The 21,893-nt window shown below is 71.0% G+C and carries 16 protein-coding genes; 11 read left to right on the top strand and 5 right to left on the bottom strand.

Translation table 11 applies throughout. The annotated features are described in order from the left end of the window. The first annotated feature begins 113 nt into the window (after positions 1-113). From ACFQ79_RS09395 to ACFQ79_RS09385, 3 genes are all read left to right on the top strand, one after another. Complete coding sequence (locus ACFQ79_RS09395) at positions 114-1,283, top strand: acyl-CoA dehydrogenase family protein (RefSeq protein ID WP_383580670.1); 1,170 nt, start codon at positions 114-116, stop codon at positions 1,281-1,283. Positions 1,284-1,302: 19 nt separating this feature from the next. Then, complete coding sequence (locus ACFQ79_RS09390) at positions 1,303-1,716, top strand: RidA family protein (protein ID WP_383580668.1); 414 nt, start codon at positions 1,303-1,305, stop codon at positions 1,714-1,716. 97 nt (positions 1,717-1,813) lie between these two features. Continuing rightward, on the top strand, positions 1,814-3,370 hold the full coding sequence (locus ACFQ79_RS09385; RefSeq protein ID WP_383580666.1) for an MFS transporter: 1,557 nt from the start codon (positions 1,814-1,816) through the stop codon (positions 3,368-3,370). A 51-nt stretch (positions 3,371-3,421) separates the two neighbouring features. Here ACFQ79_RS09385 and ACFQ79_RS09380 read toward each other — a convergent pair whose 3' ends face one another. Beyond that, entirely contained in the window at positions 3,422-4,405 is a 984-nt protein-coding gene (locus tag ACFQ79_RS09380) for an Lrp/AsnC family transcriptional regulator (protein ID WP_383580664.1), read from the bottom strand. A gap of 347 nt (positions 4,406-4,752) precedes the next feature. On the opposite strand from ACFQ79_RS09380, the gene ACFQ79_RS09375 reads away from it, so the two are divergent. Next, the gene (locus ACFQ79_RS09375; RefSeq protein WP_383580662.1) at positions 4,753-6,213 is read left to right on the top strand and encodes an MFS transporter; all 1,461 of its coding nucleotides are present in this window, start codon (positions 4,753-4,755) and stop codon (positions 6,211-6,213) included. Then, on the top strand, positions 6,210-7,433 hold the full coding sequence (locus tag ACFQ79_RS09370; protein ID WP_383580660.1) for a M20 family metallopeptidase: 1,224 nt from the start codon (positions 6,210-6,212) through the stop codon (positions 7,431-7,433). The genes ACFQ79_RS09375 and ACFQ79_RS09370 overlap by 4 nt, the downstream gene beginning before the upstream one ends. A gap of 105 nt (positions 7,434-7,538) precedes the next feature. Here ACFQ79_RS09370 and ACFQ79_RS09365 read toward each other — a convergent pair whose 3' ends face one another. The 3 genes from ACFQ79_RS09365 to ACFQ79_RS09355 form a co-directional block, all read right to left on the bottom strand. Next, positions 7,539-9,068, bottom strand: coding sequence for a UDP-N-acetylglucosamine 1-carboxyvinyltransferase (locus ACFQ79_RS09365; RefSeq protein WP_209497345.1), 1,530 nt, complete (start codon positions 9,066-9,068; stop codon positions 7,539-7,541). Between the two features lie 51 nt (positions 9,069-9,119). Then, a complete protein-coding gene (locus ACFQ79_RS09360; protein WP_383580658.1) occupies positions 9,120-9,476 on the bottom strand; it encodes a VOC family protein in 357 nt (118 codons plus the stop codon). An 82-nt stretch (positions 9,477-9,558) separates the two neighbouring features. Continuing rightward, complete coding sequence (locus ACFQ79_RS09355) at positions 9,559-11,436, bottom strand: amidohydrolase (protein ID WP_383580656.1); 1,878 nt, start codon at positions 11,434-11,436, stop codon at positions 9,559-9,561. Between the two features lie 93 nt (positions 11,437-11,529). Between ACFQ79_RS09355 and ACFQ79_RS09350 the strand changes: the two genes are divergently transcribed. Then, positions 11,530-12,528: a LacI family DNA-binding transcriptional regulator gene (locus ACFQ79_RS09350; RefSeq protein WP_383580654.1), complete on the top strand. Its 999-nt coding sequence runs from the start codon at positions 11,530-11,532 to the stop codon at positions 12,526-12,528. A 268-nt stretch (positions 12,529-12,796) separates the two neighbouring features. Next, positions 12,797-15,511, top strand: a complete 2,715-nt coding sequence (gene acnA / locus ACFQ79_RS09345; RefSeq protein WP_383580652.1) for an aconitate hydratase AcnA — start codon at positions 12,797-12,799, stop codon at positions 15,509-15,511. 81 nt (positions 15,512-15,592) lie between these two features. On the opposite strand, the gene ACFQ79_RS09340 is transcribed toward acnA, so the two are convergent. Next, positions 15,593-16,528, bottom strand: a complete 936-nt coding sequence (locus ACFQ79_RS09340; protein WP_383580650.1) for an FG-GAP repeat domain-containing protein — start codon at positions 16,526-16,528, stop codon at positions 15,593-15,595. A gap of 527 nt (positions 16,529-17,055) precedes the next feature. Between ACFQ79_RS09340 and ngcE the strand changes: the two genes are divergently transcribed. From ngcE to ACFQ79_RS09320, 4 genes are all read left to right on the top strand, one after another. Beyond that, positions 17,056-18,501, top strand: coding sequence for an N-acetylglucosamine/diacetylchitobiose ABC transporter substrate-binding protein (gene ngcE, locus ACFQ79_RS09335; protein ID WP_383580648.1), 1,446 nt, complete (start codon positions 17,056-17,058; stop codon positions 18,499-18,501). A gap of 100 nt (positions 18,502-18,601) precedes the next feature. Further along, the gene (locus ACFQ79_RS09330) at positions 18,602-19,531 is read left to right on the top strand and encodes a carbohydrate ABC transporter permease (RefSeq protein WP_030322933.1); all 930 of its coding nucleotides are present in this window, start codon (positions 18,602-18,604) and stop codon (positions 19,529-19,531) included. Then, on the top strand, positions 19,531-20,469 hold the full coding sequence (locus tag ACFQ79_RS09325; protein WP_383580646.1) for a carbohydrate ABC transporter permease: 939 nt from the start codon (positions 19,531-19,533) through the stop codon (positions 20,467-20,469). The genes ACFQ79_RS09330 and ACFQ79_RS09325 overlap by 1 nt, the downstream gene beginning before the upstream one ends. A gap of 162 nt (positions 20,470-20,631) precedes the next feature. After that, positions 20,632-21,843, top strand: a complete 1,212-nt coding sequence (locus ACFQ79_RS09320) for an ROK family protein (protein WP_383580643.1) — start codon at positions 20,632-20,634, stop codon at positions 21,841-21,843. Positions 21,844-21,893: the final 50 nt, after the last annotated feature.

The following is a 21,893-nucleotide window of genomic DNA, read 5'->3' as shown; positions in this document are numbered from 1 at the left end:
GGCACCGGACGGCGCGCGGACGCCGTACGGCGCAGGGACGCACGCACCGGGCGGCACAGGCACGCCGCCCGGTGCGGGGACGAAGACGCCCGAGGGCGTCAGAGAGGGCCCACATGCCCGCATTCTCGCTCGATCCGGCACAGACCACCTGGTGTGCGGAGCTCCGCACCCTCGCCGCCGACCACCTGAAGCCCCTCGCCGACAAGGGCGAACCGGGCCGGGTCAACCGCCCCCTCCTGGCCGCCCTCGGCGAGCTGGGCCTCCTCGCCCGGCTCTTCGACGCGGGCGCCCTCGAACTCTGCCTCCTGCGCGAATCCCTCGCCCGGACCTGCACCGAGGCCGAGACCGCCCTCGCCCTCCAGGGCCTCGGCACCCACCCCGTCGCCGCCTTCGGGACCCCCGCGCAGCGCGCCCGCTGGCTCCCCGAGGCCACCGCGGGGCGCGCCGTCGCCGCCTTCGCGCTCTCCGAGCCCGGCGCCGGCTCCGACGCCGCCGCGCTGGCCCTGGAGGCCCGCCCCGACGGAACCGGCGGCTGGCGCCTGTACGGCGAGAAGCGCTGGATCTCCAACGCCCCCGAGGCCGACTTCGCCACCGTCTTCGCCCGCACCACCCCGGACGCCGGAGCCCGCGGCGTCACCGCCTTCCTCGTCCCCGCCGACCGGCCCGGACTCGGCGGGGAGGCCCTCGACATGCTCGCGCCGCACGCCCTCGGCACCCTCACCTTCGACGGCGTCCCCGTCGGCCCCGACGACCTGCTCGGCGAACCCGACCGGGGATTCCGGGTCGCCATGAACACCCTCAACCTCTTCCGGCCCAGCGTCGGCGCCTTCGCCGTCGGCATGGCCCAGGCCGCCCTGGACGCGGCCCTCGCCCACACCGCCGACCGCCCCGCCTTCGGCGGACACCTCGCCGACCTCCAGTCCGTGGCGCACCGGATCGCCGAGATGGCCACCCGCACCGAGGCCGCCCGCCTCCTCGTCTACGCGGCGGCCGGCGCGTACGACGACGGCGACCCGGACGTCCCCCGGCGCTCCGCCATGGCGAAACTCCTCGCCACCGAGACCGCCCAGTACGTCGTCGACTCCGCCGTCCAACTCCACGGCGCCCGCGCCCTCCAGCGCGGCCACCTCCTCGAACACCTCTACCGCGAGGTCAGGGCACCCCGCATCTACGAGGGGGCGACCGAGGTCCAGCTCACGATCATCGCCAAGGAGCTGTACGCGTCCCACCGACGTTCCCGGGCCCGCGGCTTCGGTACGGGCGAGAAGGAGCCGACCCCATGAGCCAGGAGGAGCCGACCCCATGAGCCTGCACCGGCACAACCCCGCCGAACTCGCCCCGCCCACCGGCTTCTCCCACGCCGTCACCGCCACCGGCAGCCGGCTGGTCTTCCTCGCCGGACAGACCGCCCTCGACAGCGACGGCGCCGTCGTGGGGGACACCCTGACCGAGCAGTTCACCACCGCGCTCGCCAATCTCCTCACCGCCCTGCGGCACGCAGGCGGCACTCCGGCCGACCTCGCCCGCGTCACCGTCTACACCACCGACGTCGACGAGTACCGCGCCCACGCACCCGAACTCGGGCGGATCTGGCGGCGGTTGGCGGGCCGCGACTATCCGGCGATGGCCGTGATCGGAGTCGTACGGCTCTGGGACGAGCAGGCCAGGGTGGAGCTGGACGGCTTCGCGGTCCTGGACGAACCGTCCCCCCATTGATCAACTGGTCACCCGCGTGGGCCGGGCTTAATGTCGAAAGGTGGACTGACCGGCCCACGGACCCGTCAGGTGAGGGCGCGATGCGCCATGAACTGCCATGAGTAGAACCCCCGAGCCGAAGACTCCGACGGCGACCGCCCCTCGTAAGAGCGGCAAGGACGGCAAGGGCATCGCCCTGTTCGTGATCGCCTCGTGTCAGCTGATGGTGGTCCTCGACATCACCATCGTGAACATCGCGCTTCCCCACATCCAGACCGCGCTGGACTTCTCCACCACCAGCCTGTCGTGGGTCGTCAACGCCTACACCCTGACCTTCGGCGGTCTGCTCCTGCTCGGCGGACGCGCCGGTGACATCCTGGGCCGGCGGCGTGTGTTCATCTTCGGCGTGCTGCTCTTCGGACTGGCCTCACTGTTCTGCGGGCTGGCCCAGAGCGAGTGGCAACTCCTCGCGGCCCGCGCCCTCCAGGGCGTCGGCGGCGCGATAGCCTCCCCGACCTCGCTCTCCCTCATCACCACGACGTTCGACGAAGGCCCGGAGCGCAACCGGGCCTTCGGCGTCTTCGCGGGCGTCTCGGCCGGCGGCGGCGCGATCGGTCTGGTCGCCGGCGGCATGCTCGTCCAATGGCTCGACTGGCGCTGGATCTTCTTCGTCAACGTGCCGATCGCGCTGGTCATCGCCTTCCTCACGCCGCGCCACGTCAAGGAGTCCGAGCGGCACCCGGGCCACTTCGACCTCGCCGGCGCACTCACCTCCACGCTCGGCATGGTGGCTCTGGTGTACGGCTTCATCCGCGCCGCCCAGGAGGGCTGGAGCGATCCGTACACGATCGGCTCGTTCGTCGCGGCGGTCGTCCTCCTGGCCACGTTCATCCTGATCGAGCGGCGCTCCCAGCAACCCATCACGCCCCTGCACATGTTCGCCGACCGCAACCGCTCGGGCACCTACGTCATCATGCTCTGCCTGGCGGCGGCCATCTTCGGAATGTTCTTCTTCCTCACCCTGTTCGTCCAACAGGTGCTGGGCTTCAGCCCACTGGCGACCGGACTCGCCTTCCTGCCCGTCAGCGCGATCATCGGGGTCGGCGCCGGCCTCACGTCCAACCTGCTGCCCCGGTACGGCCCGAAGCCCTTCATGGTGGTGGGTTCGGTGCTCGCCGCTGCGGGCCTGTCCTGGCTGACCCTGACCGACATCGACTCCACCTATCTCGGCAGCATCCTCGGACCGATCCTCGTCTTCGGCCTCGGCATGGGCCTGATGTTCGTGTCCCTGACCATCATGGCGCTGTCGAACGTCGAACCCCAGGAGTCCGGCGCCGCGTCCGGTCTGCTCAACGCCATGCAGCAGGTGGGAGGTTCGCTGGGCCTGTCGATCCTGGTGACGGTCTTCGGCACGGCCAGCCGCAACGAGGCGGACACCCAGGTCCCCGCCTTCCTCTCCCAGGCGACACCGCTGCAGAAGGCCGAGTTCGCCAGAACGGGCCAACTCCCCGCCCCCTGGGGCGACCAGGTGCTGACCTCCGGCGTCTCCGCGGGCTTCGTCACGGCGGCGATCTTCGCCGTGGTCGGGGCGCTGGTGGCCCTCTTCGTGATCCAGGTCCGCCAGTCGGACATCGACCGCCTCAAGGGCGGGGTGGGCCCCGGAGTGGGCGCCTGAGCCACCACGCGCCGGACGGGCCGAGCCGTTGCCGAGGCCGACGGGCCGCCCCTAGGGCCCCGACTCGAACCCGGCGCGCTTGTAGGTACGCATCAGCACGGCGACCTCCGCCGACGTGACGCCGTCGAGCGAGCCGAGGACCCGAGCGGTGAAGTCGTGCAGATCCCGGGTGGAACGGTGGCTCGCATAGCCGAGCAGGGCCGTGGTCCCGGTCGTCACCACGAGGTGGCGGACGGCCGGCTCCTCGGCCAGGCGGCGGATCGCGGCATCGAGGCGGGCGTGCCCGACGGCCAGCCGGAACCGCGCCTCGACGGGGTAGCCGAGCACCTCGGGCTCCGCGTGCAGCCGCAGATGCAGGACGTGCGAGTCCATCAGCCGGCCGAGCCGGCGGCGCGCGGTCGTCTCGCCGACCCGGAGCTCGCGCGCCAGCCGCGTGGTGGACATCCGGGCGTCGCGGTGGAGGAGCGCGACCAGACGCCGGTCGAGCTCGTCCACCACCGGCGGCTCGGGCAGGGGCCGGCCCTCGATGGCGTGGCGGCGCACGTCGGTGGGCTCGTCGTCGTAGGGGGCCCAGTCGCTGGTGGTGAGGAGCAGCCGCAGCACCACCGAGGAGTGGATGTCGACGACGCCGTCGAGCCTGCCGAGCCCCGCGTCGACGAGGGTGAGCAGGGCGTCGTGGTCGGGCACGATCAGCTCGGCGAAGACGTCGAGCGCGCCGGTGGCGACCTCCACGGAGCGCGCCTCGGGCCGCCGGGCGAGGGCCAGCGCGGTGTCGTGCACGCGGCCGGGGGCGCAGCGCACGGCCACCTCGGCGGTGACGCCCTCGCCGAGGTACTCGGGGACGAGGGCCGCGGTGAATCGCACCGCCCCGGTCGCGGTCATCCGGTCGAGCCGGCGCGCGGCGGTGCGCTCGTGGACCCCGGCCGCGGCGGCCACCTCCGAGAACGGTGCGCGGGGGTCGCGGTGGAGTGCCCGCAGCACGGCGTGGTCCAGGGCGTCGAGCGCACCGTGCCGTGAGGGCGGCTCGGTCGGCATCGGGGACCTCCTGGGAGAGCGGGCGGGCGAGCGGGCGGGCCGTGGGGCCGGACCCTACGGTGCGGGCCCCAAGGGTCGCGAGGGCGTGTCGGAGGACGGCCGTCAGGGGGCGGACCGTGCCTGTATCCGCCGCTCGGGCCCCGTCGAATGACGCCTTCACCCGATTGTGAGGCGCACTCTTGCCCGATTGCCTGTCGGCTGGGGACATTGTGGTGCGGATTTCGCCATGTGGCCGCCGGGCCGACGACCGGCCGCCGACGGCATCTCCGCCCCCCGCCCGCGCTTCCCGCGCTCCCGGCACTCCACGCCCAGGCCCCAGGGCCCTTCCCCCCGAACAGGTGGTACGTATGACGGACACCGACACCCTGCGTGCGCCGACGGCGTCGCGGGCCGTCCGTGCGACCCCCGGCGCCGCTGTGATCGCCTCCGTCGCACTGGTCGAGCTGTCCAGCGGCATCACCCAGGGCTTCCTCTCCCCGCTCCTGAAGGGCCTCACGGAGACCCTCCGGGTCACCGCCGCGGAGCTGAACTGGATCAGCATCGCCAACCTGCTCGCCTCCGTCGCGTTCACGCCGGTCCTGTCCCGCATGGGCGACCTCTACGGCCACCGGCGCGTCCTGCGCTGGAACCTCGCGATCGTGCTGCTCGGCTCCGTCCTCGTGGGCTTCAGCCGCTCCTTCGGCGTGCTGCTCGCCGGCCAGATCCTCCAGGGCGCCTTCGCGGGCTTCTTCCCGCTGCTCGTCGGCATCCTGCGCAACCGCGGCGGCGACCGCGGCAAGGCCGGCGACGGGGAGTCCCGCCGCGGCATCAGCTTCATGGTCGCCGCGCTCGTCGCCGGCATCGCGGTCGGCCTGGTCGCCAGCGGCTTCGTGGCCCGCACCGTCGACAGCCCCACCGCCGCCCTCTGGGTCCCCACCGCGGCCGTCGGCCTCGCCCTGGCCGTCACCTGGCCGCTGCTGCCCGAGTCGGAGGCGCGCCCCGGCGGACGGATCGACTGGGCGGGCGGGATCCTCCTGTGCGTGGGCCTCGTCGCGATCATGCTCGGTCTCGGCATGGGCGGACTGCCCGGCTGGGAGTGGACCTCGCCGCGCACCCTCGGCTGCCTCGTCGGCGGCGCGCTGGTCACCGCCCTGTGGGTCCGCGTCGAGCTGCGGACCGCGGAGCCGATGATCGACGTCCGGATGTTCCGGCGCCGGAACGTCGTCATCGTCTCCCTGGTGACCGTGACCTTCACCGTCCCGATGATCGGCCTCCAGGTCGCCAACCCCGTCTTCATGGGCACCGGGCCCGAGCACGGCTACGGACTGGGCCTCGACCCCTTCGCCACCGGCCTGGCCATGCTCCCCAACATGCTCGCCATCGCCGCCGGAGCCCTGGCCGCGCCCAAGGTCGCCGCGGCGGTCTCCGACCGCCTCACCCTGTGCGCCGGCTCCCTGCTCATGGCCGCCGGCTACCTCGGCTCCCTGGCCTGGCACGGCTCGATGCCGCTGTTCCTCACCGCCACCGCCGTCGCCGGACTCGGCATCGGCTTCCTCCAGCACTCCACCCGTACCCTCGCCGTCGAGTCCGTCCCGCACGACCGGACGTCGGTCGGCTCGGGAATCAACGAACTCCTCATCAACGTCGGCGGCTCCGTCGGTGCCGCGATCGTCCTCACCGTCTTCGCCGCCCGCACCCCGGCAGGCGAGACCCTGCCCGAACTCGGCGCCTACACCGCCTCCTGGACGATCTGCGCGGTCGTCTCCCTGGCCGGCGCCGCGCTCGCCCTCCTCTACCGCACCTCGAAGGACCGCGAGGCCCGCTCATGACCACCACCGCGACCACCGCCCTCGACCTGCTCCGCGCCCGAGCCCGCGACACCGTGACCCGGCGGCAGGACGAGGTCCTCGCCCTCAGCCACCAGCTGCACGCCGACCCCGAACTGGCCTACGAGGAACACCGCGCCGCCCGTCGCATCACCGACCTCGTCGAGGCCGCCGGCTTCGACGTCACCCGCGGCGTGTGCGACCTGCCGACGGCGTTCACCGCCACCGCGGGCAGCGGCGACCTGGTCATCGGCATCTGCGCCGAGTACGACGCGCTGCCGGGCATCGGCCACGCCTGCGGGCACAACGTCAACGGCGCCGCCTCCGTCACCGCGGCCCTCGCGCTCGCACCGCTGGCCGACGAACTCGGCATCACCGTCAAGCTCCTGGGAACCCCGGCGGAGGAGTCGGGCGGCGGCAAGGTCGACATGCTGCGCGGCGGCGCGTTCGACGACGTCGCCGCCGCGATGATGGTGCACGCCGCGCCCTCGGACTCCGTCGGCATGAGCTCACTGGCCATCAGCAGCTGGCAGGTCGGCTACACGGGCCGCGCCGCGCACGCCGCGGCCATGCCCGAGCGCGGCGTCAACGCCGCCGACGCGATGATGATCGCGCAGGTCGCCATCGCCGCGTACCGCCAGCAGATGCGTCCCGGAGCCGTCGTCTCCGGATTCGTCACCTCCGGCGGCGAGGCCGCCAACGTCATCCCGGCCCGCACCACCGCCGACTACGACTGCCGCGCGGTCACCCACGGGGAACTCCGCGAGCTGCAGGCCCGCGTCCGCGCCTGCTTCGAGGCCGGCGCCCTCGCCACCGGCGCCGAACTCGCCCTGGAGGCCGTAGGCAACGACTACGCCGACCTCCGCCAGGACCTCGCCATGGGCCGCAGCTACCTCGCCGCCGCCCGCGCGCTGGGCCGCGACGCCAAGGCCGAGGACCCCTCGATCCGCGGCGGCTCCACCGACATGGGCAACGTCTCGCACCACGTCCCGACCATCCACCCCATGATCGGCTACGACTGCGGCGACACGATCATGCACAACCCCGAGTTCACCCGGTACGGAACGACTCCGCAGGCCGACCGCGCGGTCCTCGACGGCGGCCTCGCGATGGCCTGGACGGCCCTCGACCTGGCCACCGACCCCGACCACCGCACCTCCCTCCTCACCCGCCTGACGACGCGCGCGCCGTACCGGGACCCGAGCACACCGATGGCCTCCTGACACCCCCGGCACCCCGACCCGAGCACCCCGACCCGAGCACCCCGACACCCCACGCCGAAGGCCCCCTCGCTCCTGGAGAGCGAGGGGGCCTCGTGGCTTCGGGGCCTAGATGTCCCGGAAGATCTCGATCTGCGCGCCGATCGAGTTCAGGCGCTCCGCGAGGTCCTCGTAGCCGCGGTTGATGACGTACACGTTCCGGAGGACCGACGTGCCCTCGGCGGCCATCATCGCCAGGAGGACGACCACCGCCGGGCGCAGGGCCGGCGGGCACATCATCTCGGCGGCGCGCCAGCGGGTGGGGCCCTCCACCAGGACGCGGTGGGGGTCGAGGAGCTGGAGGCGGCCGCCGAGGCGGTTGAGGTCCGTGAGGTAGATGGCCCGGTTGTCGTAGACCCAGTCGTGGATCAGCGTCTTGCCCTGCGCCGTGGCCGCGATCGCCGCGAAGAAGGGGACGTTGTCGATGTTCAGGCCGGGGAACGGCATCGGGTGGATCTTGTCGATCGGCGCCTCCAGCTTGGAGGGGCGGACCGTCAGGTCGACCAGGCGCGTCCGGCCGTTGTCCGCCGGGTACTCGGCGGAGCGGTCGTGGTCGAGGCCCATCTCCTCCAGGACCGCGAGTTCGATCTCCATGAACTCGATCGGGACCCGGCGGATCGTCAGCTCGGATTCCGTGACCACCGCGGCGGCGAGCAGGCTCATCGCCTCGACCGGGTCCTCGGAGGGGGAGTAGTCGACGTCCACGTCGATCTGGGGCACGCCGTGCACGGTGAGGGTGGTGGTGCCGATGCCGTCCACCCGTACGCCCAGGGCCTCCAGGAAGAAGCACAGGTCCTGGACCATGTAGTTGGAGGAGGCGTTGCGGATGACGGTCACGCCGTCGTGGCGGGCGGCCGCGAGCAGGGCGTTCTCGGTCACGGTGTCGCCGCGCTCGGTCAGCACGATCGGGCGGTCGGGGGAGACGGAGCGCTCGACCTGGGCGTGGTAGATGCCCTCGGTCGCGGTGATGTCGAGGCCGAAGCGGCGCAGCGCGATCATGTGCGGCTCGATCGTGCGCGTGCCGAGGTCGCAGCCGCCGGCGTACGGCAGCTTGAAGCGGTCCATGCGGTGCAGCAGCGGGCCGAGGAACATGATGATCGAGCGGGTGCGGATCGCGGCCTCGGCGTCCATGGAGTCCATGTCCAGCTCGGCCGGCGGCACGATCTCCAGGTCGACGCCGTCGTTCACCCAGCGGGTGCGGACCCCGATGGAGTTGAGCACTTCGAGGAGCCGGAAGACCTCCTCGATGCGGGCGACCCGGCGCAGGACCGTGCGGCCCTTGTTGAGGAGGGAGGCGCAGAGCAGTGCGACACAGGCGTTCTTGCTCGTCTTGACGTCGATGGCGCCCGAGAGCCGGCGGCGGCCGACGACCCTGAGGTGCATGGGTCCCGCGTAACCCAGGGACACGATCTCGCTGTCGAGTGCTTCGCCGATCCGGGCGATCATCTCAAGGCTGATGTTCTGGTTGCCGCGCTCGATCCGGTTGACGGCGCTCTGGCTCGTGGCCAGTGCGTCGGCGAGCTGCGTCTGTGTCCAGCCGCGGTGCTGCCGGGCGTCACGGATGAGCTTGCCGATGCGTACGAGGTAGTCGTCTGCCATGGCGTCACGTTATCTCAGATATGAGATGGTGCTTGCTGTTGGGGTGGGCCATCAGAGTGACAGGGTGTGCGCGGTCGGGTGACGCGGCTCGTACAGGGGGAGTTCGGTCCCGCTCGGCAGCCGTACGGCGGCGAGCAGGCCCCAGCCCTGGTCGGTGATGGCGCGTGAGATCTCCGCGCCCCGGTCCTCCAGGTCCTTCAGGGTCGCGGTGAGGTCCTCGCACATGAGGTAGAGCTCGTGCTTCGGCTCCTCGGCCGTCGGGTGGACGGCGACCTCGGCGGGGGGCAGCTTGAAGATGAGCCAGCCGCGCCCGGCGTCCACGTGCGGGAAGCCCACGACGTCCTTGAGGAAGGCCCGGTCGGCCTCCGCGTCCCGCGTGTAGAGAATCACATGCGCGCCACTGAACATGTCCCGATCGTCGGCCGCCCGCACGGCCGCGGCAATTCGTCCGCGGCCGTACGGGCGGGTGCGAGGGGGCGGGTGCGGGAGCTCAGTGCGCCGCGCAGCCGCACGCCCGGTGCCGGCCGCCGTGCACCGCCGCGTACGTCGAGGGCCGCGGCGCGGACGCCGCGCGGGCCAGCCCCGCGGAGGCCGAACGGCCCGAGGCCGACTCCGCGTCGTGGACCACGCGGCCCCCGACCAGGGTGAGCCGCACCGCGGTGTCACTGATGTCCGCGACCGGACATCTCATGACATCCCGGTCGAGCACCAGCAGATCGGCGGCCCGTCCCTCCCGGATCGTGCCGGTCTCCCCGTCCATCCGCAGCTGCCAGGCCGTGCCGTACGTGTGCATCCGCAGCGTCGAGGCGCGGCTCAGGCTCTCAAGGTCGCGGTGGAGAGGCCCCTGGCCGTACGCCCCCTGCCGGTCGATCGCGGTCCGGATCTGGTTCCACACCTGGAGCGCGTCCACCGGCCAGTCCGAGCCGCCCGAGAGCACCGCGCCGTGGCGTTCGAGCGAGCGCGCCGGGTACATCCACCGGTGCCGCTCGGGCCCGATGTACGGCAGCAGCGCCTCCATCGTCCAGGTGTCCGCTGACGCCCACTGCAGCTGCATGCAGGCCGCCACGCCCAGTTGGGCGAAGCGCCGCAGATCGACCGGGTCCACCAGCTGGAGATGGGCGACGGCGTTGCGCGGGTCGCGCAGCCCGGTGGCGCGGCGGGCGTACGCGTACCCGTCGAGCGCCGTCCGTACGGCACGGTCGCCCAGGCCGTGGGCGTGCATCTGCCAGCCGGCCCGGTTGAAGACGGCCGAGAGCCGTCCGTAGTCCAGGGCCGATACATACAGTTCGCCCCGGTTGGTGGTGGGACGTCCCTCACCGTCCAGATACGGTTCGAGGAGCGCCGCCGTCTGCGCCGGGTACTCGATCACCCCGTCGAGGAACACCTTGATCATCCCGAAGCGCAGCCCCCGCACGTCGCCGAACTCCCGGCGCAGTCCCCGGGCGTACGCGAGCGCCGCCGCCGGGTCCTTCGCCTGGTCCGGGTCGAGCCGGATCGCCGGGACGATCCGCTGCGGCAGCTTCCCGGCCGCGGCGAGCGCCCGGTACGTGCTCAGCTCCCCGCGCCCGACCAGGGCGTCCATCATCGTGGTGACCCCCGAGGCCGCCGCCTGGGCGAGCACCCGCGCGCAGGCCGCGACCAGCTCGGCCTCGCTCGGCTCCGGGATGTGCCGGGTCACCAGCGGCTGGGCGTCGTCCTTGAGGACGCCGGTCGGCCGGCCGTCCGCGCCCTTCACGATCTTCCCGCCCACCGGGTCCGGAGTGGCGGCCGTGACGCCGGCGATCTCCAGCGCGCGGCCGTTGACCCAGATGTTGTGACCGTCGCCGCCGACCAGGGCGACCGGACGGCGGGTGGGCAGGGCGTCGAGCAGCGAGTGGTGGGGGAGCGAGCCCTGCGGCAGCAGGCCGATCGGGTTCCAGTCCTCGACCACGAGCCAGCCGTCCGGCTCCTGCCCCGGGCTGTCCTTGAGGAAGCCGGTCAGGATCGCGAGCAGCTCCTCCCGTGTCGTCTCCGCCCCTTCGAGGGAGGGCCGCAGCGAGCGGCTGCCCGCGCCCAGGGGGTGGACGTGACCGTCGTGGATGCCGCTCATCACGGTCGCGCCGCGCGCGTCGACGACCTCGGTGTCCCGGCCGACGAGGCGGCGCAGTTCGCCGCCCCGCCCGGTCGCCAGGATCCGGCCGTCGCGGCCGACGGCCACCGCCTCGACGGGTCGGCCGCCGGACCGGCCGGTGAACACCCGGGCGTTGTGCACGACCAGCGCGGCCGACCGGGGGCGCGAGCCCGCCGCCGCGGGGCTCCCGGCGACCCCGACGAGACCCGCCGCGCCGGCGGCGGCGAGGACGGTGCGCCGGCTCAGGGAAGAAGTCATGACCACTCCAAACATTGGCTGTGGCCGGACGTTCGCTGATTAACGTCGTAACCAGTACCCTCCCGAGACCGCGAAATCCGTACGATGGCGCGCATGTCAGGGCCCACCCTCACCGACATCGCCCGTGCCGCGGAGGTGTCCACCGCCACCGTGTCCCACGCCCTCAACGGGACGGGCCGGCTCGGTGAGTCCACCCGGCGCCGGGTCCGCGAGGTGGCGGCGGCCCTCGGCTACGGCTCGCGCCGGACGCCCCTCAGCAGGACCGGGACGCTCGGCCTCGCCGTCACCACCTACGCGGGCGCGCCCTGGAACTACCTCGAGGTCCCCTACTTCTCCCGCCTGCTGACCGCCGCCGCGGCCACCGCGCACGCCCTCGGCTACGCGCTGACGGTCCTGCCCGCGGCGCGCGGCGGCGAGACCCTGTGGCACACCCTGACCGTCGACGGCATGCTCCTGCTCGACAGCCCCGAGGACGACCGGGTGCTGCGCGCCCTGCGGGCCCGGGACATCCCCGTGGTCTTCGACGGCCGCCCCACCGACCCGCACCCCGACGACGTCTGGGTCGACAACGACCACGCCGCGACCACCCGCGAGGTCCTCGACCGGCTGGCGGCCGCCGGCGCGCGCCGGATCGCCCTGCACGCCGGGTACGGCCGCGAGTACTACACCGGAGCGGTGACCCGGGCGTACGGGGAATGGTGCCGGGAGCACGGCCGGGAGCCGTCGGTGATCACCTTCGACCCGGAGGACGCGCCCGGCCACGCCTTCGACCGGGCGTTCTCCGACCGGTCCTGCGATGCCGTCCACTCCCTGTACGACCCCGGCGGCCGGCAGGTCCTCGCCGCCGCGGCCCGCCACGGCCTGCGGATCCCCGACGATCTGCTCCTCGTCTGCGCCAGCGAGGATCCGGCCTACGCCGAGACCGATCCGCCGGTGACCACGGTGACGCTGCGGCCCGAGACCATCGCGGAGACGGCGATCACGACCCTGGTGGCCCGGCTCGACCCGGCCCTGCCCGCCCCCGCGCCGGGCGGTCTCACGGTCCCGGCCCGGCTGTGTCCGCGCGCGTCGACCCGCCGGGCGGGCGGGTGAGGGCCGCGGTGCCGCCGGGCGCGCCCGCCGCGCCTCCGGGGTCGCCCGCGGGACGGCCGTCAGGATGACGGCCGTCACAGGCATGCCGGGCATGACCGAGCAGCGGGGATGCACTAGAGTTATCTCGACATCGAGATAACTGCTTACGGCGCACCGCGGCCGCCCACCCGGTAAGGCTTGCCTAACTAAGCCTTACCTTAGCGGATCGGCGAGGGAGTCGTGGCGGCAGCATGGCGGTAATACGCGCACTTTGATGAAGGAGACTGTCGTGTCGGCGAACAGCTTCGACGCCCGCAGCACGCTGCGCGTGGGCGACGAGTCGTACGAGATCTTCAAGCTGGACAAGGTCGAGGGCTCCGCGCGCCTCCCTTACAGCCTGAAGGTCCTCCTGGAGAACCTGCTCCGCACCGAGGACGGCGCGAACATCACCGCCGACCACATCCGGGCCCTCGGTGACTGGGACTCGCAGGCCCAGCCGAGCCAGGAGATCCAGTTCACGCCGGCCCGCGTGATCATGCAGGACTTCACCGGCGTTCCCTGTGTCGTCGACCTCGCCACCATGCGTGAGGCCGTCGCGGCGCTCGGCGGCGACCCGGCGAAGATCAACCCGCTCTCCCCGGCCGAGATGGTCATCGACCACTCCGTCATCGCCGACAAGTTCGGCACGAACTCCGCCTTCGCGGAGAACGTCGAGCTGGAGTACGGCCGCAACAAGGAGCGCTACCAGTTCCTGCGCTGGGGCCAGACCGCCTTCGACGACTTCAAGGTCGTCCCCCCGGGCACCGGCATCGTCCACCAGGTGAACATCGAGCACCTGGCCCGTACGGTCATGGTCCGCAACGGCCAGGCGTACCCCGACACCCTCGTCGGCACCGACTCCCACACCACCATGGTCAACGGCCTCGGTGTGCTCGGCTGGGGCGTCGGCGGCATCGAGGCCGAGGCCGCGATGCTCGGCCAGCCGGTCTCCATGCTCATCCCGCGCGTCGTCGGCTTCAAGCTGACCGGCGAGCTCCCGGCCGGCACCACCGCCACCGACCTGGTCCTCACGATCACCGAGATGCTGCGCAAGCACGGCGTCGTCGGCAAGTTCGTCGAGTTCTACGGCGAGGGCGTCGCCGCCACCTCCCTCGCGAACCGCGCCACCATCGGCAACATGTCGCCGGAGTTCGGCTCCACCGCCGCCGTCTTCCCGATCGACGGCGAGACCCTGAACTACCTCAAGCTGACCGGCCGCTCCGCGCAGCAGGTCGCGCTCGTCGAGGCGTACGCCAAGGAGCAGGGCCTCTGGCTCGACCCGGCCGCCGAGCCCGACTTCTCCGAGAAGCTGGAGCTCGACCTCTCCACGGTCGTCCCCTCCATCGCCGGCCCGAAGCGCCCGCAGGACCGCATCGTCCTCGCGAACGCCGCCGCGCAGTTCGCCCAGGACGTGCGCAACTACGTCTCCACCGCCGACGAGGCGGGCCAGGAGTCCTTCCCGGCCTCCGACGCCCCGGCCGTCTCCAACGGCGTCCCGTCGAACCCGGTCGAGGTGACCGCCCCCGACGGCTCCACCTACACGATCGACCACGGCGCCGTCACCGTCGCCGCGATCACCTCCTGCACCAACACGTCGAACCCGTACGTGATGGTCGCGGCCGCGCTCGTCGCGAAGAAGGCCACCGAGAAGGGCCTGACCCGCAAGCCGTGGGTCAAGACCACCCTCGCCCCGGGCTCGAAGGTCGTCACCGACTACTTCGACAAGGCGGGTCTCACCCCGTACCTCGACAAGGTCGGCTTCAACCTCGTCGGCTACGGCTGCACCACCTGCATCGGCAACTCCGGCCCGCTGCCGGAGGAGGTCTCCAAGGCCGTCAACGAGCACGACCTGGCCGTGACCTCGGTGCTCTCGGGCAACCGCAACTTCGAGGGTCGCATCAACCCCGACGTCAAGATGAACTACCTGGCCTCCCCGCCGCTGGTCGTCGCGTACGCCCTCGCGGGTTCCATGAAGGTGGACATCACCAAGGACGCCCTCGGCGTCGACCAGGACGGCAAGCCCGTCTACCTGGCCGACATCTGGCCGACGGAGGCCGAGGTCAACGACGTCGTCGCCAACGCCATCGGCGAGGACATGTTCAACAAGTCCTACCAGGACGTCTTCGCGGGCGACGCCCAGTGGCAGGCGCTGTCGATCCCGACCGGCAACACCTTCGAGTGGGACACCGAGTCCACCTACGTCCGGAAGCCCCCGTACTTCGAGGGCATGACGATGGAGACCACGCCGGTCACCGACATCACCGGCGCCCGCGTCCTGGCCAAGCTGGGCGACTCGGTCACCACCGACCACATCTCCCCGGCCGGCGCCATCAAGGCCGACACCCCGGCCGGCAAGTACCTCACCGAGCACGGTGTGGAGCGTCGTGACTTCAACTCCTACGGCTCGCGCCGTGGCAACCACGAGGTCATGATCCGCGGCACCTTCGCCAACATCCGCCTGCGCAACCAGATCGCGCCGGGCACCGAGGGCGGCTTCACCCGCGACTTCACCGTCGAGGGCGCGCCGGTGTCGTTCATCTACGACGCCTCGCAGAACTACCAGGCCGCCGGCACCCCGCTGGTCATCCTGGGCGGCAAGGAGTACGGCTCCGGCTCGTCCCGCGACTGGGCCGCCAAGGGCACCGCGCTCCTCGGCGTCAAGGCCGTCATCACCGAGTCGTACGAGCGCATCCACCGCTCGAACCTCATCGGCATGGGCGTCCTGCCGCTCCAGTTCCCGGCCGGCCAGTCGGCCGACTCGCTCGGCCTGACCGGCGAGGAGACCTTCTCCATCGCGGGCGTCACGGAGCTGAACGAGGGCACCACGCCGAGCACGGTCAAGGTCACCACCGACACCGGTGTCGAGTTCGACGCGGTCGTCCGCATCGACACCCCCGGTGAGGCGGACTACTACCGCAACGGCGGCATCATGCAGTACGTGCTCCGCAACCTGATCCGCGGCTGACACCAGCGCCGGATCCGGTCGTACGGGAAGGGCCCCGCTCCTCGGAAGAGGAGCGGGGCCCTTTCGCTGTGCCGGGGGCGATCAGAACATCGCGCGGAAGCCGTTCCAGCCGTTCGTGCCGATCTGCACGCGGCCGGAGTACGGGACGGAGGCGCGGCCCGTGCCCTTGTACATCCACAGCGCGCCGCGGCTGTCGCGCGCGACGAGCTCGGCGCGGCCGTCGCCGGTCAGGTCGCCGGGGGAGAACAGGTAGTTGTACATGTTCCAGCCGCCGCCGACACGGGCGCGGGCGGAGAACGGGGCGCGGTAGTCGCCGGTGCCCTTGTAGAGCCACAGGACGCCGCTGCGGTCGCGGGCGACCAGGTCGGCGCGGCCGTCGCCGGTCACGTCGCCCTTGCCCGCGATCTGGGTGTACGCGTCCCACCCGCCGCCGACGCGGTAGCGCTGGCTCAGCGCGGCGTTGCCGAGGCCCAGGTAGTGCCAGAGCACGCCGGAGTTGTCCCGGGCCAGGATGTCGTCGGGGGAGGCGCCGCCCGTGTTGCTGGCCGAGAGCACCTTGTTGTACATGTTCCAGCCGCCGCCGAGGTCGCGGAGGGGACCGCCGTCGGTGTAGTTCAGCCGGCCGTCGCTGCGGACCGCGTACCAGCCGTCGGAGTGGTACCAGTCGCCTTCCAGGCGTCCGTCCGCGTCCGCCTGGTTGAAGTGCTTGTACGACGTCCAGCCGGTGCCCGACTCCCTGGCCAGACGCTGGATGCCGCCGCCGCTGACCGGGGTGTAGCCCCAGACGGTGCCGGCGCTGTTCACGCCGTAGAGGTTGTTCAGCGGGGCGGGCGCGGAGGCGGCGGAGGCCGCGGCGGCGGACACGCGGTCCGACTGCTGTGCCGCGGGGCGGTTGAACGTCGGGCCCGGCTCCGCCGCGACCGCGGCGGTCGAGGTGCCCACCAGGGCGGCCGTTATCGCGGCGACCGTGACTCGGGACAGGAGACCCGAGCGCTTCAGGCCAGAAGAGTTGGCCACGTAGTACTCCATAGGGGAGAGGGACAAGTGAATTCCGCCGGACGATCGAACGCATGGTCGAGGTCGGCGTCCCCCTATGATCCCCGGTCGCCCTCACAGGATCCTTACTTTTCCGGGTGTCTGTGACACAACTGTTTCGATCCCGACCGTATGCCCGCTTTGCCCGCCCGCGTCCCCGCCGCGCCCCGGACCGACCCCTCAAGGTGTCCCACTACGGGGAGGTCTGAGGCACTGTCAAGGGCATTGACGGACGAGTGGTTGGACGAAACGCCGCAGATCCAGCGTGCTTATCCCGGAGGTCTCAACTCGGGAAAGATGGCCGTAGAAACCTGCTTTCGATCTTGCTCAGGCGAAGGGAAGTGGACTATACCTGTCGGCGTCCAGCCAGTCGGTTCCATCACACGACGGCCCGACGCCTGCACGACCCGGCTGCAAATGACCGCGGTGGCGGGGCCCTTCGCCTGTGGCGAGTGAGTACGGGCGACCGGTACACCGCCTGAGTCCTGAATGAAGGCGAGGACTTGAGCATGGGATCCACCTCCGCTCAGACCAATGAGGGCCTTGGCCGTCGCGATCTGATCAAGCGTTCTGCCGCGATCGGCCTGATTTCGGTGCCGACCATGGGCTTCCTCTCCGCCTGCGCGAGCAGCAGCGGCGACGGAAACGCGAAGGTCGAGAAGGGCACGAAGTCCGACAAGAACCCGCTCGGGGTGAACGAGTCGGCACCGCTTGATTTCGTCCTCTTCGACGGCGGATTCGGACAGCAGTACGCCAAGGACGCGATCAAGGTCTACGAGACGAATTACCCCAAGGCCAAGGTCAAGTTCACGCCCACCCAGAAGATCACCACCGAGCTCCAGCCGCGCTTCAACGGCGGCAACCCGCCGGACCTCATCGACAACTCCGGCGCCGAGCAGATGGACATGGGCGTCCTCGTCGGCCAGAAGCAGCTGGCCGACCTCACCGCCCTCCTGGACTCGGCCTCCGTCGACGACCCGAACAAGAAGGTCCGCGACACCCTGCGGCCCGGCATCGTCGAGATGGGCCAGTTCGACGGCGCCCCGGTCTGGATCCTCTACTACGCGTACACCGTCTACGGCGTCTGGTACTCCCAGAAGCTGCTCGACTCGCTCGACGCGAAGTACCCCGAGACCTGGGACGAGATGCTGGCCGTCTGCGAGAAGGCCAAGAAGAAGGGCATCGCGGGCTGGACGTACGCGGGCAAGCACCCGTACTACCTCCCCTTCTCGCTCTACCCGATGATCGGCAAGGTCGGCGGCCGCGAGGTCCTGGACGCCATCGACAACCTGGAGCCGAAGGCCTGGGAGCACGCCGCGGTCAAGACCTGTTTCGAGGCCTACTACGAGCTCGTCCGGAAGGGCTACATCCTCAAGGGCACCCCCGGCCTCGACCACATCCAGTCGCAGACCGCCTGGACCGAGGGCAAGGCGCTGTTCATCCCGAACGGCTCCTGGGTCGAGAACGAGGCGGCGAAGACCATGCCGGCCGACTTCGACCTGGCCGTCTCCGCCCCGAGCGGCATCGACGCCTCCGACAAGATGCCCTTCGGCACCATGTGGGCCTCCGGCGGCGAGCCGTTCATCGTCCCGGCCAAGGCGGCCAACCCCGAGGGCGGCATGGAGCAGCTGCGCATCATGCTCAGCGAGGCCTCGTCCAAGAACTTCACGCAGTCCGTGAAGTCCCTCTCCGCCTTCAACGGCGGCACCGACGGCATCGAGCTGACGCCGGGCCTCAAGTCCGGGGTCGCGGCCCTGAAGAAGGCGGGCGAGAACGTCGTCAACCCGCGCCTCCAGGACTGGTACGTCGCCCTCCAGAAGGAGAAGATCGGTGTCGCGGGCATCGGCGAGATGATGGCCGGCCGCGCGACCCCGGCCGAGACGATCAAGAAGATCCAGAAGTTCGCCGACGAGGCGGCCAAGGACTCCTCGATCAAGCACTACAAGCACCAGTGAGCAGTGCCGGGGCCCCTTCCCGCCGACCGGGAGCGGGCCCCGGCCCCTTCGCGCGCGGCACCCGCGGCGCGCCTCCGCGGGAAGATCGGGGTCGGTAGGAATGCAGCACGGCAAGTACCGTTTCATCGTGGGGTTCCTGGCGGCACCCCTCGCGCTCTACGCGCTCTTCGTCATCTGGCCTTTCATCCAGTCCATCTACTACTCGCTCACGGACTGGAGCGGACTGAGTCCCGAATTCGGGTTCGTCGGGTTCGACAACTACAGCAGAATGCTGGACGACGAGATCTTCTGGAAATCGCTCCAGCACAGTCTGACCCTCGCGGTGGTGCTGCCGCTGGTGACCGTCGGGCTCGCGCTGTTCTTCGCGTTCATGCTCAATGTCGGCGGCCGGCGCCGTCGCGGGGCGGCCATCGCCGGCGTGCGCGGATCGGCCTTCTACAAGATCGTGTACTTCTTCCCGCAGGTGCTGTCGATCGCCATCGTCGCGCTGCTCTTCCAGTTCGCCTACAACCCGAATAGCGGAGCCATCAATTCCGCTCTGAAGCTCGTGGGCCTCGGCAGTATTCAGCCGGACTGGCTGGGCGATCCGAAACTCGCCCTCATCTGCGTGATGGCGGTTCTCGTCTGGTCCACGGTCGGCTTCTTCGTCGTCCTCTTCTCGGCCGGCATGGCGTCCATTCCGAGGGACTTCTACGAGGCGGCGCTGCTCGACGGCGCCAACCGCTTCACGACCTTCTTCAAGATCACCCTGCCGCTGCTCTGGGACACCGTGCAGTCCGGCTGGATCTACATGGGCATCCTGGCGCTCGGCGCGGAGTCCTTCGCCGTCGTCCAGATCATGACCGTCGGCCCCAACGGCGGCGGGCCCGACTACTCCACCGTCGTCCTTCCGCTGTACGTGTACCAGAAGGCGTTCCGGGACGGTCAGGCCGCCTACGCAACGACCATCGGTGTCGCGCTCCTTCTCGTCACCCTGGCCTTCGCGGCCATCGTGATGAAGCTGGGCCGGCGCGAGCGGCTGGAGTTCTGATGAAGACGACCGACACTGCCACCCCCGGCGTCGAGACCCCGGGCCCCTCGGGGGGCTCGGGACCGGTGGTCACCAAGACGGTGGCGGCCAAGCCCCGCAAGGAGTCCAAGAGCGAGGGCGCGGTCCTCAACGTCTTCTCGCACGGCGTCCTGATCATCTGGGCGATCATGGTCGTCATGCCGCTGCTCTGGGCGGTCATGACCTCCTTCAAGACCGACCGGGCGATCTTCACCTCCCCGTGGTCGCTGCCCGACACCCTGCACTTCGAGAACTGGTCGCGCGCCTGGTCCCAGGCACACATGAGCGACTACTTCATGAACACGATCGTGGTCGTCGGCGGTTCCCTCATCGGCACGCTGCTCTTCGGCTCGATGGCGGCGTACGTGCTGGCCCGCTTCGACTTCCCCGGGAACCGCTTCATCTACTTCCTCTTCATCGGAGGGATGAGCTTCCCGATCATCCTGGCGCTGGTGCCGCTCTTCTACGTCATGCAGAACATGGCCCTGCTCAACACCCCGCACGGCCTGATCCTCGTCTACATCGCGTACTCGCTGCCCTTCACCGTCTTCTTCCTCACGGCCTTCTTCCGCACCCTGCCGACCTCGGTGGCGGAAGCGGCCTTCGTGGACGGCGCGTCGCACACCAGGACCTTCTTCCAGGTGATGCTGCCGATGGCGAAGCCGGGCCTCATCAGCGTCGGCATCTTCAACTTCCTCGGTCAGTGGAACCAGTACCTGCTGCCCACGGTGCTCAACACCGAGCAGGACCAGAAGGTGCTCTCCCAGGGCCTCGTCCAGCTCGCCACGAGCCAGGGCTACAAGGGCGACTGGTCAGGCCTTTTCGCCGGTCTGGTGATGGCGATGCTCCCGGTGCTCGCCGCCTACATCATCTTCCAGCGGCAGGTGGTGGCCGGTCTCACCGCCGGCGCCGTGAAGTAACCCCGATCCCGCGGTCCCCAGGGCCCCCGGCGCACCCGCGCCGGGGGCCCCGCGCGTCGTGTGACACAGACCCTCCGCCACTCAAGGTCTTGACGGGGAGCAAGCCGAAAGCGTCCCCTTAGAGTTCACATGTTGGAGAAAACGGTGGGAGTGAGTGAGTCGATGGAGACTCCGGGGTCGCAGACGTCTCTGCACAGGGCCAATCTCGAACGGGTCGTCCGGGCGGTGCGCATGGCCGGCTCGCTCACCCAGGCGGAGATCGCCCGGGCGACGGGACTGTCCGCCGCGACGGTCTCCAACATCGTCCGGGAACTGAAGGACGGCGGCACCGTCGACGTCACGCCCACCTCGGCGGGCGGCCGCAGGGCCCGCAGCGTCTCGCTCTCCGGTGACGCCGGCATCGTGATCGGCGTGGACTTCGGCCACACCCACCTCCGGGTCGCCGTCGGCAACCTCGCCCACCAGGTGCTGGCGGAGGAGGCGGAGCCGCTCGACGTGGACGCCTCCGCCGCGGAGGGCTTCGACCGGGCGGAGCAGCTGGTCAAGCGGCTGATCCTGGCCACCGGGATCGGTCCGGACAAGGTGATCGGCGTCGGGCTCGGTGTGCCGGGCCCCATCGACGTCTCCTCCGGGACCCTCGGCTCGACCTCGATCCTGCCGGGCTGGAGCGGGATCAACCCCGCCGAGGAGCTCTCCGGCCGCCTCGGCGTCCCCGTGCACGTCGACAACGACGCCAACCTCGGCGCGCTCGGCGAGCTCGTCTGGGGCAGCGGGCGGGGCGTCAAGGACCTGGCGTACATCAAGGTGGCGAGCGGCGTCGGCGCCGGCCTCGTCATCGACGGGCGGGTCTACCGGGGCCCCGGCGGCACCGCGGGGGAGATCGGGCACATCACGCTCGACGAGTCGGGCCCGGTCTGCCGCTGCGGCAACCGCGGCTGCCTGGAGACCTTCACGGCCGCCCGGTACGTGCTGCCGCTGCTCCAGCCCAGCCACGGCCCCGATCTGACCATGGAACGGGTCGTCCAGCTGGCCCGCGAGGGCGACCCCGGCTGCCGCCGGGTGATCGCCGACGTGGGGCGGCACATCGGCAGCGGCATCGCCAACCTCTGCAATCTTCTGAACCCGAGCCGGGTGGTGCTCGGCGGCGACCTGGCGGAGGCCGGGGAGCTGGTCCTGGCGCCCATCAGGGACTCCGTCTCGCGGTATGCGATCCCCAGTGCCGCCCGGCAGCTCTCGCTGGCCCAGGGGGCCCTGGGGGGCCGCGCGGAGGTGCTCGGCGCACTGGCCCTCGTGCTGAGCGAAATGGGCGATTCGACCCTGTTGGAGAGTGCCCTGCCGGCGGCTGCTCCGACCTCACGCCTTGCGTTCACTTAGATAACGAACACCACCGTTGTCATCTCGTTAAGGATTTACTTCTTGACGTC

It is taken from the genome of Streptomyces sp. NPDC056480 (assembly GCF_042795405.1).
In the GTDB taxonomy this organism is placed as follows: Bacteria; Actinomycetota; Actinomycetes; order Streptomycetales; family Streptomycetaceae; genus Streptomyces.
The sequence above is the reverse complement of the archived record's forward strand: the minus strand, read 5'-3'. Positions and strand labels throughout refer to the sequence as shown.